Genomic DNA, 16154 nt, shown 5'->3' with positions numbered 1-16154 from the left:
GGTAAAGACAAACTGAAGCGAAGATCAGAACGGTTCGTTCACCGTGCTTCCTGCGCCGCCAGCCAGGACAGCAGGAAGTACATCAGCACGACGGTCAGGCCGAATACGAGCAGCGGCACCGGCATCGGCACGAGTTGCGGGGTCAACACCGCTAATGTCAGTGCGGATGTGACGGCCAGCAACCAGATCACGCCGCCCCAGGCGCTCGTCAACCACAGTCCAATGGCCGCTGCCGCATCCACCACGGCGAAATAGACGATCGCCGCCTGCCGGCCGAACGGTTCGATCTCGAAGGGCCGCGATCCCGGGAGCACGTCGAGGATCTCCGCCCAGGACGCGATGCACTTCCCCAGCCAGAAGAGGGCGGTGATCCGCATGAACCAGACGAGCAGCGTGTCCCAGGTCCCGGGTGCCGGCCCTTGCGCACGTTCGATCCGATCGGTCGGTGGATCGCCGGGGCGGGCGCTCTTGCGTCGCATCGGGAAGGAGCCGGGCACTATGGCCTGCTCATCATTGAAGAAGGCCGGTTCATCGTCGGGAGGCCGGGATCCATGCTCGGGGGGAAGCGCGGAGTTGAAGCGGTTCCGGCGCCCCGCGTCAACGGCCTGATTTCACCGCGCCTGGCCTCTGTGCTAGTTCAGCGGCCCCAGCGCCGATGCGCCGCGCGATCGTTGCCTTACCGCGCGCACGATACCGAAGCCGCATGTCAGACCTTTTGCCCGAGCCGCGCCCGATCGCCCTGGAGGCCGCCCGCGAGAGCGCCCGACCAGAAGGGCTGAAGATCACCCAGCGCCCGCGCCGTAACCGCAAGGCGGACTGGTCGCGCCGCCTGGTCCGCGAGAATACGCTGACCGTCGACGATCTCATCTGGCCGATGTTCGTGATCGACGGTGAGCGCCACCGCGGCGGGATCGCCTCGATGCCGGGGGTCGAGAGGCTCTCGGTCGACGAGATCGTGCGCGATGCCGAGCGCGCGGCGCGGCTGGGCATCCCGGCGGTATCGTTCTTCCCTTACACCGAGGTCGAGCTACGCGATCCGACCGGCTCGGAGGCACTTAACGCCCACAATCTCGTCTGCCGCGCGGTGCGCGCCGTGAAGCAGGCGGTACCCGAGATCGGCATCATGACCGACGTTGCGCTCGATCCGTATACCAGCCACGGGCACGATGGCTTGATGAAGGACGGCGCCATCCTGAATGATGAGACTGTCGCGGTCCTGGTAGAGCAGAGCCTGATCCAGGCCGAGGCCGGGACCGACATCATCGCCCCCTCGGACATGATGGACGGGCGCGTCGGTGCGATTCGGGCTGGGCTCGACAAGGCCGGCTTTCTCGACGTGCAGATCATGGCCTACGCGGCCAAATACGCCAGCGCGTTCTACGGGCCGTTCCGCGATGCGATCGGCACCAAGGCGGCATTGGTCGGCGACAAACGCACTTATCAGATGGATCCGGGCAATTCCGCGGAGGCGCTGCGCGAGGTTCGCCTTGACCTGGAGGAGGGGGCGGATTCGGTGATGGTCAAGCCTGGGCTGCCCTATCTCGACATCATCCGCCGGGTGCGGGATGAGTTCCAGGTGCCGACCTTCGCCTATCAGGTGTCGGGCGAGTACGCGATGATCGAGGCTGCGGCTCGCAACGGCTGGCTCGACGGCGACCGCGCCATGGTTGAGGCTCTTCTATCCTTCAAGCGCGCCGGCGCAGACGGGATCCTGACCTATCACGCGCCTCGGGTCGCCGAACGCCTCCGCAACGCCTCGTGAGGTACGGGCGCCGCTGGCTCCTCGGGACAGCGGCGGTGGCGGGTTTCCTCGGGGGGCTCGCCGCCTGCCAGGATACCCTGCGGCGGGAGCGGGTCGCGACGTGCCGACGCGCTTTGCCGGCAATCGTGCCTCAGGCTGGTATCAGGCTCCTCCGGGCGGCGCCTGGCCCCGCGGCGGATACAGTTCGAGTCGATTACGCGGAGGGCAATCGACAGCATTGGCTGACTTGCCGCTTCGACGCTGGAGCGACCCTCATCGCGCTGGCCACAGAGGGTGCCAACCTATCGGGGCCCTCGCTCTACCTGCTCAAGCGCTTCTATCTCGAAACGCCGGACGCCGCGGCCGACGATCCTGCCGAGCACTAAACCTAACCCGGGGTGCCCTTGCGGCTGATCCAGGGCGCTCTTACGTTTTCTTTTGCAGCCTTGCTCGCAGGACGCGACACCATGCAGAACCCACAACCCGGTTACGCCGAGCGCTTCGAAACTTCCGGCTACGCCGCCTCGCTGCCTGTTCCGTTCGTTCGCGCAAGCCTGGGCGCTCGCACGGTCGCGTACCTCCTCGACATCCTGTTCATCTTCGGCTTCACCGCCGTGCTGACGCTGCTGATCACGGTCATCGGCGTCGTAACGTTCGGACTTGGCTGGACTTTGTTCGCCGTCTTGCCCGCGAGCGGTATCATCTACAGCGCGATTACGGTCGGCGGTGCCAAACAGAGCACGGTCGGTCAGCGATTGATGGGTCTTCGGGTCGTCGCGCCCGAGCGCGGCGGAGCGGTCGATTTTATCACTGCTGCAGTTCACGCCTTGCTGTTCTACGTTGCGGTCTCGACGTTCCTGCTCTGGTGCCTTGATATCTTGTTCGGGCTGATGCGATCGGATCGCCGGCTGGGTCACGATCTGTTGCTCGGCCTGGCCGTCGTTCACGCGCGCTGAGATACGTCGCGCGCGTTGAATTTGTCGCCCGGCGAGCCGCCTGGGCATTGAGCCGGCCCGCTCTGCCTGTAGACTGGTTTGCCGGCGCCGCGAGGACCATCCGGTGCAGGGTCAAGACCAAGCGTGACGAGCCATCCGCGCGACACTCCGCAATTCTACCTCACCGCACCTTCGCCGTGCCCGTACCTTCCGGGTCAGGAAGAGCGGAAGGTGTTCACCCACTTGGTCGGGCGCCGCGCCCGGGATCTCAACGAGATCCTGACCCAGGGTGGCTTCCGGCGCTCGCAGACCATCGCCTATAGGCCGGCCTGCGAGACCTGCCGGGCCTGCATCTCGGTGCGGGTCGTCGTTGACGATTTCGAGCCGAGCGCCAGCCAGAAACGCATCCTGGCCCGCAACGACGACTGGATCGGGACGCCGGAGCCCAACCGCCCGGCATCCGAGCAATACGCTCTATTCCGCCGCTATCTCGATGCCCGCCACGGGGATGGCGGCATGGTCGACATGACGGTGCTCGACTACGCTATGATGATCGAGGACAGCCACGTCGACACGCATCTCGTATCCTACCGGCGGCGCGGCCCGGACACGGCGATCACCGGGCGCGGCTACGGCGCGCCGCTCGCCTTCTGCCTGACCGACGTGCTCGCGGACGGGCTCTCGATGGTCTACTCGTTCTACGATCCTGAGGAAGCCGGGCGCTCGCCCGGTACGTTCATGATCCTCGACCACATCCGCCGGGCCCGCCGACTCGGCTTGCCGTATCTCTATCTTGGCTACTGGGTCGAGGGATCGCGCAAGATGGACTACAAGGCCCGCTTCCGCCCCCAAGAGCGGCTTATGGGACCGGGCTGGGTCCGGGTGGATTAAGCGTCAGGTCCCGAGCCGAAGGTGCAGGCCTGCGTGAACCGCATTGAGCGGTCGGACTGGCGCATGCTACCGGCCACGCACGCATTCCCGACCGTGCCGAGGCTCCCATGATCCCCCGTTACAGCCGCCCGACGATGACGGCGATCTGGTCGCCCGAGAGCCGCTTCAAGATCTGGTTCGAGATCGAGGCGCATGCCACCACGGCGCTCGCCGAGATCGGCGTCGTGCCCAAGGCGGCGGCCGAGACCATCTGGGCCAAAGGGAAGGACGCGGTGTTCGATGTCGCCCGCATCGACGAGATCGAGGCGGTGACGAAGCACGACGTCATCGCGTTCCTGACCCATCTCGCCGAGATCGTCGGTCCCGAAGCGCGCTTCGTCCACCAGGGCATGACCTCGTCGGACGTGCTGGATACCTGCCTCAACGTGCAGCTGGTGCGCGCCGCCGACCTCCTGATCGCCGATGTCGATGCGCTGCTGGCAGCGCTCAAGAGCCGGGCTCTGGAGCACAAGTTCACGCCGACCATCGGCCGCTCGCACGGCATCCACGCCGAGCCGGTGACGTTCGGGCTTAAACTCGCGCAGGCCTATGCTGAGTTCGAGCGCAACCGGCGGCGCCTCGTCGCCGCGCGCGAGGAAGTTGCCACCTGCGCGATCTCGGGTGCGGTCGGCACCTTCGCCAACATCGACCCGCGGGTGGAGCAGTACGTCGCCGAGAAGATGGGCCTGACCGCTGAGCCGGTCTCAACCCAGGTCATTCCGCGCGACCGCCACGCGATGTTCTTCGCGACACTGGGTGTCGTCGCCTCGTCGCTCGAGCGCCTGGCCATCGAGATCCGCCACCTGCAGCGCACCGAAGTCCTGGAGGCCGAAGAGTTCTTCTCCGAGGGCCAGAAGGGCTCCTCGGCTATGCCACACAAGCGGAATCCCGTTCTCACCGAGAACATCACCGGCCTCGCCCGCATGGTCCGCGGCTATGTCGTTCCGGCACTGGAGAACGTTGCCCTCTGGCACGAACGCGACATTTCCCATTCCTCCGTGGAACGGATGATCGGCCCCGACGCCACCGTGACCCTCGATTTCGCGCTGGCCCGCATGACCGGCGTGATCGAGAAGCTGCTGATCTATCCAGCGAACATGCAGAAGAATCTCGATCGCCTCGGCGGTCTGGTTCATTCGCAGCGGGTGCTCCTGGCGCTCACCCAGGCCGGCGTGTCCCGGGAGGATTCCTACCGGCTGGTCCAGCGCAACGCGATGCCGGTCTGGCGCGGCGAGGGCGACTTTCTCGCCTTGCTGAAGGCCGATCCGGAAGTGACCGCAGCGCTCACGCCGGAACAGATCGAGGAATGCTTCGACCTCGGCTATCACTTCAAGCACGTCGACACGATCTTCTCGCGGGTGTTCGGTGCAGATTGAGCGCTGCATGAATCCTGCTTGGCCCTGCGACCAACACAGGAAGGCAATCCGTGACCACTCCCCGTATCGTCTACCTCAACGGTGCATTCCTTCCCTTCGAGGAGGCGCGCGTGCCGATCATGGATCGCGGCTTTCTGTTCGCCGACGGGATCTACGAGGTCTCGGCGATCATCGGTGGCAAGCTCGTCGATAATGCCGCGCATCTCGCCCGCCTGGATCTTTCGCTCAGCGAGATCGGCATCCGCAATCCCCATGATGCGTCCGGGTGGGAAAAGCTGCAGATCGAGCTCGTCGCGCGCAACGGCGTCACCGAGGGGCTGGTCTACATGCAGGTGACCCGCGGCGTGGCCGAGCGCGACTTCGCCTTCCCGAAGGCCGGGACCGAGCCGACCGTGATGATGTTCACGCAGGCCAAGACCGTGCTGGCCAACCCGCTGGCCGAATCCGGCGCCCGGGTGATCACCGTCGAGGATCTCCGCTGGAAGCGTCGGGACATCAAATCGGTGGCGCTGCTGGCGCAGGTTCTCGCCAAGCAGCAGGCTGCCGAGGCGGGGGTCGCCGAGGCGTGGATGGTCGAGGACGGGGCCGTGACCGAGGGCTCGTCCTCCACCGCCTTCATCGTCAGCCGTGACCGTGTGCTCGTCACGCGGCCGCTCTCGACGGCGCTTCTGCCCGGCATCACCCGGGCCTCCGTTCTGAAGCTCGCTGCCGAAGCTGACTTGCGCGTCGAGGAGCGGCTAATCCCGGTGGCCGAGGCCTACGAGGCCCAGGAGGCGTTCTACACCAGCGCCTCGGCTTTCGTGATGCCGGTGATCGAGATTGATGGCCGGTCGATCGGCGAGGGGCGTCCTGGTCCGCTGACCAGGCGCCTGCGCGAACTCTACATCGAGGCGGCCCGCGAGGGCTGAGGGCGCCCCGCCGCGCCGCGGACAGGAACGGATCCGGTATCCGGCTGTTGCTCTTGGAACACGTGTTACAAGAGGGGAGACCAGTTTTGTCGAGGAAGATCCTGCTGGCCGCAGTCGCGGCGGCCCTGTTCGCGGTGCCCGCCTATGCCCAGAACCCGGATGCCCCGCTGAAGGGCCGCGATACCGATCCGGCGCTGCCGCCGTCGACCCAGACGCCGCCGGATCGCGTCCGCCCGAGCGCCGACTCGCCGCCCCAGGACCAGTCGCTCAGCGACAAGCTCCAGGAGAACGACGGCGTGATCAAGCCGCCGGAATCCGGGACGACGGGCACCGTCGTGAAACCCGACGAGTCCGGTTCCATGCCGGTAATCAAGCCACAGGAATTGCCGGGCCGGAAGCCCGGGACCGAGGCGAAATAGCCGCGTTCTGCGGATCGCCAGGGCCGCCATGCGGCCGCCTTGCTTGATTTCGCCGCCCGGATCGCGGAAACGGCTCAGGACGTACGCAGCCCGCACCCGTGGGCTGCTCCGTCCCGGTTTCCGTCGCGGGTAAGCAGGCAGGCATGGCCAACGTCGTCGTTGTAGGCGCCCAGTGGGGCGACGAAGGCAAGGGCAAGATCGTCGACTGGCTCTCCGAGCAGGCCGACATCGTCGTCCGTTTCCAGGGCGGCCACAACGCCGGCCACACGCTGGTTATCGACGGGGTGACCTACAAGCTGGCGCTGCTGCCCTCGGGCGTCGTGCGCGGCGGCAAGCTCTCCGTCATCGGCAACGGCGTCGTGGTCGATCCCTGGCATCTCGTCGACGAGATCGAGCGGATCAAGGCGCAGGGCGTCGAGGTCTCGCCGAAGTCTCTTCGCATCGCAGACAACGCCACGCTGATCCTGCCGCTCCACCGCGAATTGGATCATTTCCGCGAGACCGCCAATTCGGGCCTCAAGATCGGCACCACCAAGCGGGGTATCGGGCCGGCCTACGAGGACAAAGTCGGCCGTCGCGCGATCCGCGTGGTCGATCTCGCCGATATCGACGCGCTACCGGCCAAGATCGAGCGGGTGCTGACCCACCACAACGCGCTCCGCCGCGGCCTCGGCATCGACGAGGTGAATGCCGAGACGCTGCTCGCCGAGCTCACCGCGATCGCTCCGAAGATCCTTCCGTTCGCCGACACGGTCTGGTCGCTCCTCGACGATCAGCGTCGGGCCGGCAAGCGAATCCTGTTCGAGGGCGCGCAGGGCGCGCTGCTCGACGTCGACCACGGCACCTACCCGTTCGTCACCTCCTCGAACATCGTAGCCGCTCAAGCCGCGACGGGGTCCGGCCTCGGCCCGGGGGCGATCGGCTACGTGCTCGGCATCGCCAAGGCCTACACCACCCGGGTCGGTGAGGGGCCGTTCCCCACCGAGCTGCACGACGAGATTGGCGAGACCATCGGCGCCCGCGGGCGCGAGTTCGGCGTCAACACCGGACGCAAGCGCCGCTGCGGGTGGTTCGACGCGGTTCTGGTACGCCAGACGGTGCGGACCTCCGGCATCCACGGCATCGCGCTGACCAAGCTCGACATCCTGGACGGGTTCGAGGAAATCCGCGTCTGCACAGGCTACAAGCTGGACGGGCAGACGATCGATCATCTGCCGGCGAGCCAGGCGGCGCAGGCCCGGGTCGAGCCGATCTACGAGACCATTCCGGGCTGGTCCGAGACGACCGCCGGAGCCCGTTCGTGGGCGGACCTGCCGGCGCAAGCGATCAAGTATGTCCGTCGGATCGAGGAATTGATCGGGGCGCCGGTGGCGTTGCTGTCGACCTCCCCAGAGCGCGACGATACCATCTTGATGCACAATCCCTTCGAGGATTGAGGCCCCGCGTCCTATCCCGTTGATGACGCAGCTTTTCCCCTCTTCGGCCTGTATCCAGCCCGCATCCGCGTGATCTAGAACCAGCGTATGGCGGGGCGGCGGTCCTGGTGATCGACTGCCCTGCATCCTATCGGAGGAACCGGCTCGCGGATGCCGATCTGCGTTCCGGGCACAGAACATCACCGGCCGATGGCCGTGACCGACCATCGGGGGCGGGAGCGGCCATCGGTCCTCGGCCTTCGCCCCGCCCCGCCGGACGGCGGCCGAAGGGGCGGACCAAGGCAGCATGGCCGATTACTACCCGCTTCTGGCACGCGCTCTTGATGCGCTGCCCGACCGATCGCCCGCCCTGCGCAAGGCGGTCTACGACCGCGCGCGAAATGCCTTGATCAGCCAGCTCCGCTCGCTGGATCCGCCCCTGTCGGAGGCCGATATCGATCTTGAGCGCCGGGCGCTCGACACGGCGATCGAGCGGCTGGAAGTGGATCACGGTGGTTTGCCGGCACCGGCCAACGACGCCGTCGTGGTGGCAGATCGGAACCCATCCCCGGCCTCAGCTCCGGAAATCCCGGAGCCGTCGCCGCCCGCGTCGCCCGCACCGGTGCCGGTGCCCGCGCAAGCGCCCGAGCCGATCCTCCCGGCTGCCGTGCCCCCCTTCGCGCGGGTTATTCCCACGCTGGAGCCCGAGCCGCGCGAGGCGCCGATCGCGATCTCGTCGCCGCGATCCGGGGCAGCCCCGTCGCCCGCTCCCGAAGAGACACAGTTCGCCACCGCATCAACGACGGACGTCGAGGATCCGGACGGCGCTACATCCTCGGGCGATGCCGGCAACGGGCGTCAGCGTCCGCGTATCGAGGTCGTGCCACCTCGGTCCGGGCGCTCGCATATCCTGCGCAACGCCTTCGTGGGTAGTGTACTCGCGGTGGTGATCGGTTTGATCGCTGTCGCTGCCTTCATGCTCCGCGATCGGCCTCAGAGCCTGCCGTCGAATGGCACCGAGACGGCCGATGCACAGCAGCCTGAGGCCGAGACGAAGTTCGGCGACCGGGTGGGAGGCGAGTCGGCGCCTGCACCACGAGCGGCGGTACGTCAGGATAGCAGCACCCTTCCGCGAGTCGCCTCCTCGCCGGCTCAGCAAAACCTGTCCGTGGCCCAGAGGGCCGAGTTGATCGAAGAGGGGACGGGCGCCGACAACGCCCAGCCCATGAAGACCAACGGCCGGGTGACGTGGCGGCTCGATACCGTCAATGGCGAGCAGGGCCAGCCGCTTCAGAACGCCGTCGTCGCGACCGTGACGATTCCGGATGCCGGGCTGACGCTGGTCATGACCATCCAGCGAAACCTCGACGCCACCCTGCCGGCTTCACACACGGTGAGCCTCGCATTCAGTCAGACCGGTGGCGATGCCACGCGAACGGTTCAGGATGTCGGCCTGCTTCAGGCCAAGGACGATGAGAACGGACGTGGCTCGCCGGTATCCGGCTTACCGGTCCGGGTCCGGGACAATCTGTTCCTAATCGGCTTGTCATCACTTCAGAACGACGTCGACCGCAACACCGACCTTTTGCTCCACCGCAACTGGTTCGACATCGCTGTGCGCTACACCTCGGGCAAGCGTGCGGTGCTGACGTTCGAGAAGGGCAGTGCTGGCGCCCAGGTGATGCAGAGCGCCTTCGACGCGTGGCAATAGGTGAGAACGATCCGGCGCGCCTCGGTGGCGCGCCGGATCGGTTGGTCAGTGCGCCTCGATACCGGTACGGGGTAGTTCGCGGTTGGCAATATTGCGCTTGACCGCTTCCTGAACCTTCTCGAAGGCACGGACTTCGATCTGCCGGACACGCTCGCGGGAGACGCCAAACTCGCCCGATAGATCCTCAAGCGTGATCGGATCCTCGGCAAGCCGGCGAGCCTCGAAAATGCGTCGTTCCCGCGGGTTCAGCACACCGAGAGCGTCGCGCAGAGCCGAGAGCCGGTTCTGGCCCTCTTGCTCGCGGGCCAGCACGGTTTCCTGGCTCGGGGCGTTGTCGACGAGCCAATCCTGCCACTCACCCTCGCCCTCCTCGCGAAGGGGCGCATTGAGCGACGTGTCGCCGGACAGCCGACGATTCATATCGATCACGTCCTGCTCGGGGACACCGAGCCGAGTGGCAATCTGCTTGACCTGATCGGGGCGCAGATCGCCCTCGTCGAGCGCCGAGATTTTGCCCTTGGCCTTGCGCAGGTTGAAGAACAGCTTCTTCTGGTTCGCGGTGGTGCCCATCTTCACGAGCGACCACGAGCGCAGGATGTATTCCTGAATCGCCGCCTTGATCCACCACATGGCGTAGGTCGCGAGGCGGAAGCCCTTGTCGGGATCGAAGCGCTTGACCGCCTGCATCAGGCCCACATTGCCCTCGGACACGACTTCACCGATGGGCAGGCCGTAGCCGCGATAGCCCATGGCGATCTTGGCCACGAGGCGCAGGTGAGAGGTCACGAGCCGATGCGCGGCCTCACGGTCGCCGGCGTCCCGCCAGCTTTTCGCCAGCGTGAACTCCTCCGTCGGCTCCAGCATCGGGAACTTGCGGATCTCGTCGAGGTAGCGCGACAGGCCACCTTCATTGGCGAGCACGGGCAGCGTACCGGCCATGGCATTCTCCTGGACTCTTGTCCCCCTGACGGGCGGACGCGACGGGCAACAGTGCCGTCTACTCGGGCCGCTCTTGAGCCGACCCTCCGGGTCACCCATCTCATACGGGTAAGCCAGATGGACCGGTAGCGGTTGATAACACCCACGTCGCCATCAACGCGCGACCAGTCGAATGGTCGTAGCATGTCACGATGTGACGCGGTTCGGCGTGATCTTTCGCACGCGACACAGGCTCGAAGCCTTACCACATTTGCTTGGCTCAAGCTTTCGCGAGGGCCTCTACAAGCGCGGAGATATCCGGTGGGATTGCGCTCTCGAACCGGAGCGTTGCGCCGGTGCGCGGGTGGCTGAATCCGAGCAATTCCGCGTGGAGAGCTTGGCGGCCGAGGGCCGTGAGCGCGTCGCGCGCCGGCGAAGACAGTCGCGCCGCCTTCGTGAGGAAGGCCCCCCCGTAGACCGGATCGCCCAGAAGCGGATGGCCGCGATGGGCAAGGTGCACCCGGATCTGATGCGTCCGGCCGGTCTCCAAACGGCAGCGCACCAGGGCGGCCTCTGGATATGCCTCTGCGACCGCGTAATGTGTCACCGCGTGCCGCCCGGACTCATCCGAGACGACGGCGATCTTCTCCCGGTTGTACCTTGAGCGGGCGAGGCTCGCCCGGATCGTGCCGGCACGCGGTTGCGGTACGCCCCAGACCAGCGCCGCATAGGCGCGCTCCAGCGGCCCGGTCCGGCCGTGATCGGCGAATTGCGCCGTCAATCCCTGGTGGGCCGCATCGTTCTTGGCAACGACGATCAGGCCACTCGTGTCCTTGTCGAGCCGGTGGACGATACCGGGGCGGCGCACGCCCCCGATCCCCGAGAGGCTGACGCCGCAATGGGCGATCAGAGCATTGACCAGCGTTCCGCTTTCGTGGCCCGGGGCCGGATGAACCACGAGACCCGCCGGTTTGTCGATGACGATAAGATCGTCGTCCTCGTAGGTGATCGACAGATCCACGGCCTCGGCGGCCGGTTCTGCATCGACCGGTGGTGGCACCACCAAGACGAGTTGAGCACCGGCGGCGATCTTCACGGCCGGGTCGCGCAGAGGGATCCCATCCCGGCGGACCCGCCCATCGCGCACCAGATCCTGAAGCCGTGCCCGGGACAGATCCGGGAAGAGAGCGACCAGTGCCCGATCGAGCCGGACGCCGCCATCCGCAACGATCCCAACCCGCGCCCCGTCGATTACGTCCACCGCGATCCCTCTCCGCGCCCCGTCCGCACCGATCGATGCGGAATCTATCGAGAAGGCCCTTGCTCCCCCGGCGGGTCGTGGCTATAGCACCTGCGCGCCGCCGGAAAGCTCCCATCGTCTAGCGGTCTAGGACGTCGCCCTCTCACGGCGAAAACAGGGGTTCGATTCCCCTTGGGAGCGCCAGCAGCATCAAGCTCTTAGCTGATGACTGCGGGGCGGGTGTCTAACAAATGTTCCCTATACATCCTTGTAGAACGGTCGATTCTAGATCCGCCCGCACGGTATGCGCGAGCGGCGTTCGTGTGAACCGGCCTCTTGGCGGGTTGGGTACGTTTCCAACGATTGATGACCACAACCGGCAGCAGCTACCCTGGGTTGTCGAGCCTTTAACCTCGGCAACCCACGTCCGCGGTGATCGTTTTCCTCCCCCGATAGCGATAGGTCCGCGGGCGTGGGCATTTGGGGGCAATGCCTTCGGTTGACCAAGTCGCCAAGTTTGCGACTTGAACCGATGCGGATCTGCGTTCGTCATGATTGGCTATGCAGGCGCCAAACTGGCCTCTGCATGAGCCGACAGAAGGGGTGGGATTCAAACCCACAACCAGACCATTATGAGCGGTCGGCTCGCACCGCCGAGATGGATGGACAGCGGGCCCACGCCGCCTACCATCGGAAGCTGCGACCCCAGCGATGGAGCCTAAAAATGAACCTCGAAGACGAGGTCCAGTGGATGCGGTTGCGCGTCGTCGCGCTGGAAACGAAGGCCTCCGAGGCGCAGCGCCAGATCCGCGCCCTGAGCTGGGGGGTGGGGCTGCTGTTGGCCATCGCCTGCGCGGACGTCATCCGGATGTTCGTCGGATAAGCGGCACCTCGACTCCGATCAGCACTGGCATTGGCGAGATCGCCGGCACGCTGCCGAGCGTGCGCGGGATCGGGCCCTGACCGACGGCCACCAGGGTCCGCAGAGCCCGGGTAGCGAGGTCATCCGCTTGGCACAAGTCTTCCCTGGCCCGGCGCATGTCGTCACCGGCGCGGCGGACCCGCCGCATCCGCCAATACGCCACCGCGACGATGAACGGGCTGATCAGGCGCATAGAACCTCCGCAGAGAGTCGGCTGAGACCGGCCAACGCACCGTCCTCGTACTGGCGAAGCGACTTCCCGATCCGAAACTTCAGCAGGATTACCGGAAGGGTCACCATTGGCTCATCCATGAAGGATGACACGATGGCATCCAGCCGGTCATCCAGTTCGTCGGTAGGCTCCCTCGCCGCGTTATAAGCCTGCCATTCTGATGCGGCCTTGATGCGCTTGTTGGCCTCCACATGCGGTCCAAGTCGAAGATCTGTGGATCGCGGCACGGATGTGCTTGGCGCGCGATTCCGTAGAACCGACACGACTCAGTCGAGAGCCGGTCGAACTCGACCACCATCAGATGCAGGGTCGATGCGAGAGTAAGGAACTCAGCCTCCAGTCGGCTCAAAAGCCATACTTCAGGGCGGACCGCTCCCAAGAGGGCCGATCAACTCCCCAACAGATCCTATCCATCTCGGATGATACACACCGCGCCGTGGAAGCCATCCGGGCAATCGCAGCAAACATCGTAGAGCGCCGTTCCATCACGGTGTTCGTCATCGCGCGAAGGGAAGATTAGGGTTCCGTCACCGAAAAGATCGTCCGGAGCGTCACCAAGGTTGCTCTCGGGACGCAAGCGGTGACGACCATTCTCGCTGCAATAACAGTCGCCGCTGGTAAGACCGGCACCCCTGCGTATCAGAGCCATTTCGCCGCGAAGGAATTGTTCCGCCAGCTGGAACATCTGTCCGAAGGCATGGCAAACGACGTGACCCACATTCAGGTTGCCGGGGCCGAAGTGCTACGTCAGATCCCGCTGCGGCAGCCGCATCAGCGGTTCGCCCACGCGCAGGCGTGCGCCCTCCTGCAAGGTCGGCCACAGCGTGAACCCCGGCTGGGCAAGGACCACGATGGTGGAACCGTGCTCGAACCAGCCTAACTCCGCGCCCTTTTCCCGGCGGGCGTTACAGGGCAGGGGGCGGCCGCCGGTTCGTCGCAGGTCGACGCCCTCCGGCAGGAAGCCGAGCCGCAAACCCGCTACCAGGATCGCCGCCACCGGCACCAGGGTCACGGCATAGTCGGCGATTCGCAGACGCAGCACCGCGCGCTCGTTGCGGCAGAACAGGGCCTCGATACGCTGCAATGCGATCGGGTTCACGTTCCAAGTATCGCCCCAGATGTGACGGACCGACTCAACCAGGAGGTCGTGAGGTGCGTGGAAGCGGTGGTACATCCCGGCCGTCAACCGCAGGGTCGCATAGACGCCCCCTTCGTGGGCGCGGGCCAGCTCCGCATCGCCCCCGAGCAGATCTTCGAGGCTGTAGGACAGCCCCTTGATCTGGAGGAGCCGGCCGGCTTCGATCCGGCCATGCGCGCCTAGGATCGCATCGCTCGGGCTCACCAGGATCGCCGGGTCCAGGGCGACCGGGCGGGCGCCGGGACGCAGCGCCCGCACGAAGGCGGCGTGGAGGCTCGGGAATCGGGACTCGGCTGCGTCGCTGAGATCGACATCGCAGAACAGGCGCCACGTCGCGATCGAAACGTCCCGCACCAGCGGCTGCTCGATGCGGCTGAACCAGCCCATGAACCGGGTGGCGAGCCGACGCGGCAGCCGGTTGGTAAGCAGGAAGTTGAGATCCTCCTGGGCCCCCACCTGCGCCAGGGCGCGCCGGAGCCGCGATCTCGTCGAAACCGTCATCATGCCGTGAACCACCTTCGATACGGCGTGGGGCGATGTCCGCACTCCTCGCCACCCTGTCCGCCACCGCCGCAGCCGCTTTGGTTGCCCTGCCGAAGGCTGCACAGCGCCTTCAATTGTCTCGGGCCAAGCATCCGTCCTTGACCGGCCACGCCCGGATGGCTCGGCGCGTCGCCGGGCTCATCCCGCATTACGCCTATTCCGAGCGCGCCTTCTTCCGCTCCGACGATCCGGACGAGACGGTCGCGCTGCGGCGGGAGAACGGCTTCGCCCGGCTGAGCGAACTGTACCGGACGCGATTCCCCCGGACCCGGGCCGAGACCGACGCGATCCGAGACGGACTCTCGGACCTGCAATTCACCGGTTTGTATCGGGTGCCGTTCCAGTATGCCCGACACGTGCGGACGCATCTCGGCTCCGGCGCTTTCGCTTCGGCCGCCGCGGGCGTGACCCTCACCGATCTCGACGGCAATGTCTTTTACGACCTGGCCGGGTCCTACGGGGTCAATCTGTTCGGCGTGGACTTCTATCGCGCTTGCCTGGACGAGGGGGCCGCGAAGGTCGCCGCCCTCGGGCCGGTATTGGGGCCGCTGCACCCGGTGGTCACGGGCAATGTTGCACGGCTCAAGGCGCTGTCGGGCCTCGACGAGGTCTCGTTCCACATGTCCGGGACCGAGGCGGTGATGCAGGCGGTGCGCCTTGCCCGCTACCACACCGGACGGCGCCGGATCGTGCGATTCTGCGGCGCCTATCATGGCTGGTGGGGCGAGGTGCAGCCGGGAATCGGCAATCCGGTGCCGACCCGCGACACCCTCACCCTGGCCGACATGTCCGAGCGGACGCTGCGCGTGCTGGCCAGCCGCCGGGACGTGGCCTGTGTGTTGGTCAATCCGCTCCAGGCCATGCACCCGAATGCCGGCGCGCCGTCCGATTCCGCCATGGTCGACAGTGCACGCAAGGCCGGCTTCGATCGCACCGCCTATACCAAATGGCTCAAGGACCTGCGCGCGGTCTGCACGGCCAACGGCATCGTGCTGATTTTCGACGAGGTCTTCCTCGGCTTCCGCTTGGCCCGAGGCGGCGCGCAGGACTATTTCGGCGTGCGCGCCGACATGGTGACTTACGGCAAGACGCTGGGAGGCGGCTTGCCGGTAGGCGTGATCTGCGGGCGCGCCGACCTGATGCGGCGGTTCCGTGACGACCGACCGGTGGATATCTGCTTCGCCCGAGGGACCTTCAACGCACATCCTTACGTGATGGGCGCCATGAGCGCGTTCCTCGACCGGCTGGAGACGCCGGAGGTGGCCGCCCAATACCGCGACCTCGATACGATCTGGGATGCCCGGGCCGCGCGGCTGAACGCACTGTTGGCGGAGGCCGAACTGCCGGTGCGGGTGGCCAACATGTCCACGGTCTGGACGGTGCTCTACACGCGGCCGTCGCGCTACAATTGGATGCTGCAATTCTACCTGCGCGCCGAAGGGCTTGCCTTGTCCTGGGTCGGGACCGGTCGGATGATCTTCAGCCTCGCCTATGATGACGTGGCCTTCGAGGCCGTCGCCACGCGGTTCGTGGCGGCGGCGAATGCCATGCGGGCGGATGGCTGGTGGGAGTGCGGCGCGCCGACCGACAAAGCGATCCGGCGAACGATCCTGCGCGAGGTGGCAGCCATCCGGCTCGGCAAGCTGGGCGCTCGCCTCGGCCTCCGAGCGCCGGACCAAGCCTGATCCAGCGACCGGCTCCGTGACCACGGGTCCTGCCACACCAG

17 protein-coding genes and 1 tRNA gene are annotated in these 16154 nt (G+C 66.3%); 12 read left to right on the top strand and 6 right to left on the bottom strand.

The genetic code is table 11. The features are described from left to right. Positions 1 to 38: 38 nt before the first annotated feature. Positions 39 to 479 (bottom strand): DUF6163 family protein, encoded by a 441-nt coding sequence (locus AO398_RS17515; RefSeq protein WP_243954648.1) that lies wholly within the window; start codon positions 477 to 479, stop codon positions 39 to 41. Between the two features lie 224 nt (positions 480 to 703). Here AO398_RS17515 and hemB point away from each other — a divergent pair, with 224 nt between their 5' ends. The 9 genes from hemB (at position 704) to AO398_RS17470 (ending at position 9435) form a co-directional block, all read left to right on the top strand. After that, entirely contained in the window at positions 704 to 1762 is a 1059-nt protein-coding gene (hemB, locus tag AO398_RS17510; RefSeq protein ID WP_058193386.1) for a porphobilinogen synthase, read from the top strand. A 35-nt stretch (positions 1763 to 1797) separates the two neighbouring features. Further along, positions 1798 to 2127: a hypothetical protein gene (locus AO398_RS17505; RefSeq protein ID WP_244498815.1), complete on the top strand. Its 330-nt coding sequence runs from the start codon at positions 1798 to 1800 to the stop codon at positions 2125 to 2127. Between the two features lie 81 nt (positions 2128 to 2208). Then, positions 2209 to 2697, top strand: a complete 489-nt coding sequence (locus AO398_RS17500) for an RDD family protein (protein WP_058193384.1) — start codon at positions 2209 to 2211, stop codon at positions 2695 to 2697. A 123-nt stretch (positions 2698 to 2820) separates the two neighbouring features. Next, the gene (locus AO398_RS17495) at positions 2821 to 3567 is read left to right on the top strand and encodes an arginyltransferase (RefSeq protein ID WP_058193383.1); all 747 of its coding nucleotides are present in this window, start codon (positions 2821 to 2823) and stop codon (positions 3565 to 3567) included. Positions 3568 to 3674: 107 nt separating this feature from the next. Continuing rightward, on the top strand, positions 3675 to 4982 hold the full coding sequence (gene purB, locus AO398_RS17490) for an adenylosuccinate lyase (RefSeq protein ID WP_058193382.1): 1308 nt from the start codon (positions 3675 to 3677) through the stop codon (positions 4980 to 4982). Positions 4983 to 5032: 50 nt separating this feature from the next. Continuing rightward, positions 5033 to 5890: a D-amino-acid transaminase gene (locus AO398_RS17485; protein WP_058193381.1), complete on the top strand. Its 858-nt coding sequence runs from the start codon at positions 5033 to 5035 to the stop codon at positions 5888 to 5890. A gap of 86 nt (positions 5891 to 5976) precedes the next feature. Next, on the top strand, positions 5977 to 6309 hold the full coding sequence (locus AO398_RS17480) for a hypothetical protein (protein ID WP_058193380.1): 333 nt from the start codon (positions 5977 to 5979) through the stop codon (positions 6307 to 6309). 143 nt (positions 6310 to 6452) lie between these two features. After that, positions 6453 to 7745: an adenylosuccinate synthase gene (locus tag AO398_RS17475; protein WP_058193486.1), complete on the top strand. Its 1293-nt coding sequence runs from the start codon at positions 6453 to 6455 to the stop codon at positions 7743 to 7745. 286 nt (positions 7746 to 8031) lie between these two features. Continuing rightward, positions 8032 to 9435 (top strand): hypothetical protein, encoded by a 1404-nt coding sequence (locus AO398_RS17470; RefSeq protein WP_058193379.1) that lies wholly within the window; start codon positions 8032 to 8034, stop codon positions 9433 to 9435. Positions 9436 to 9480: 45 nt separating this feature from the next. Here the strand turns inward: AO398_RS17470 and rpoH are convergent, their stop codons facing one another. Both rpoH and AO398_RS17460 read right to left on the bottom strand, forming a co-directional pair. Then, a complete protein-coding gene (rpoH, locus tag AO398_RS17465; RefSeq protein WP_007565114.1) occupies positions 9481 to 10374 on the bottom strand; it encodes an RNA polymerase sigma factor RpoH in 894 nt (297 codons plus the stop codon). 259 nt (positions 10375 to 10633) lie between these two features. After that, positions 10634 to 11614 carry an RluA family pseudouridine synthase gene (locus AO398_RS17460; protein ID WP_058193378.1) on the bottom strand — a complete coding sequence of 327 codons (981 nt, stop codon included), beginning with the start codon at positions 11612 to 11614 and terminating at the stop codon, positions 10634 to 10636. Between the two features lie 107 nt (positions 11615 to 11721). On the opposite strand from AO398_RS17460, the gene AO398_RS17455 reads away from it, so the two are divergent. Continuing rightward, a tRNA-Glu gene (locus AO398_RS17455) sits at positions 11722 to 11797 on the top strand. A 520-nt stretch (positions 11798 to 12317) separates the two neighbouring features. After that, on the top strand, positions 12318 to 12476 hold the full coding sequence (locus AO398_RS28830) for a hypothetical protein (RefSeq protein WP_160329338.1): 159 nt from the start codon (positions 12318 to 12320) through the stop codon (positions 12474 to 12476). Here the strand turns inward: AO398_RS28830 and AO398_RS17450 are convergent. The 3 genes from AO398_RS17450 to asd all read right to left on the bottom strand — a co-directional run bounded on the left by AO398_RS17450 (position 12454) and on the right by asd (position 14389). Further along, complete coding sequence (locus AO398_RS17450) at positions 12454 to 12708, bottom strand: hypothetical protein (protein WP_058193377.1); 255 nt, start codon at positions 12706 to 12708, stop codon at positions 12454 to 12456. The two genes, AO398_RS28830 and AO398_RS17450, sit on opposite strands and share 23 nt — an antisense overlap. Continuing rightward, the gene (locus AO398_RS17445) at positions 12699 to 12938 is read right to left on the bottom strand and encodes a hypothetical protein (RefSeq protein WP_058193376.1); all 240 of its coding nucleotides are present in this window, start codon (positions 12936 to 12938) and stop codon (positions 12699 to 12701) included. Before AO398_RS17445 ends, AO398_RS17450 begins: the two co-directional genes overlap by 10 nt. A 551-nt stretch (positions 12939 to 13489) precedes the next feature. Further along, a complete protein-coding gene (gene asd, locus AO398_RS17440; protein WP_058193375.1) occupies positions 13490 to 14389 on the bottom strand; it encodes an archaetidylserine decarboxylase in 900 nt (299 codons plus the stop codon). A 32-nt stretch (positions 14390 to 14421) separates the two neighbouring features. Between asd and AO398_RS17435 the strand changes: the two genes are divergently transcribed. Beyond that, positions 14422 to 16113, top strand: a complete 1692-nt coding sequence (locus AO398_RS17435) for an aminotransferase class III-fold pyridoxal phosphate-dependent enzyme (protein WP_058193374.1) — start codon at positions 14422 to 14424, stop codon at positions 16111 to 16113. Positions 16114 to 16154: the final 41 nt, after the last annotated feature.

It is taken from the genome of Methylobacterium sp. GXS13, from assembly GCF_001455965.1.
GTDB lineage: Bacteria > Pseudomonadota > Alphaproteobacteria > Rhizobiales > Beijerinckiaceae > Methylobacterium.
The sequence above is the reverse complement of the archived record's forward strand: the minus strand, read 5'-3'. Positions and strand labels throughout refer to the sequence as shown.

Coding starts and splice junctions, on each gene's coding strand:
- AO398_RS17515 (WP_243954648.1), bottom strand. CDS start 479: ATGCGACGCAAGAGCGCCCGCCCCGGCGATCCACCGACCGATCGGATC.
- hemB (WP_058193386.1), top strand. CDS start 704: ATGTCAGACCTTTTGCCCGAGCCGCGCCCGATCGCCCTGGAGGCCGCC.
- AO398_RS17500 (WP_058193384.1), top strand. CDS start 2,209: ATGCAGAACCCACAACCCGGTTACGCCGAGCGCTTCGAAACTTCCGGC.
- purB (WP_058193382.1), top strand. CDS start 3,675: ATGATCCCCCGTTACAGCCGCCCGACGATGACGGCGATCTGGTCGCCC.
- AO398_RS17475 (WP_058193486.1), top strand. CDS start 6,453: ATGGCCAACGTCGTCGTTGTAGGCGCCCAGTGGGGCGACGAAGGCAAG.
- AO398_RS17470 (WP_058193379.1), top strand. CDS start 8,032: ATGGCCGATTACTACCCGCTTCTGGCACGCGCTCTTGATGCGCTGCCC.
- rpoH (WP_007565114.1), bottom strand. CDS start 10,374: ATGGCCGGTACGCTGCCCGTGCTCGCCAATGAAGGTGGCCTGTCGCGC.
- AO398_RS28830 (WP_160329338.1), top strand. CDS start 12,318: ATGAACCTCGAAGACGAGGTCCAGTGGATGCGGTTGCGCGTCGTCGCG.
- AO398_RS17450 (WP_058193377.1), bottom strand. CDS start 12,708: ATGCGCCTGATCAGCCCGTTCATCGTCGCGGTGGCGTATTGGCGGATG.
- asd (WP_058193375.1), bottom strand. CDS start 14,389: ATGATGACGGTTTCGACGAGATCGCGGCTCCGGCGCGCCCTGGCGCAG.
- AO398_RS17435 (WP_058193374.1), top strand. CDS start 14,422: ATGTCCGCACTCCTCGCCACCCTGTCCGCCACCGCCGCAGCCGCTTTG.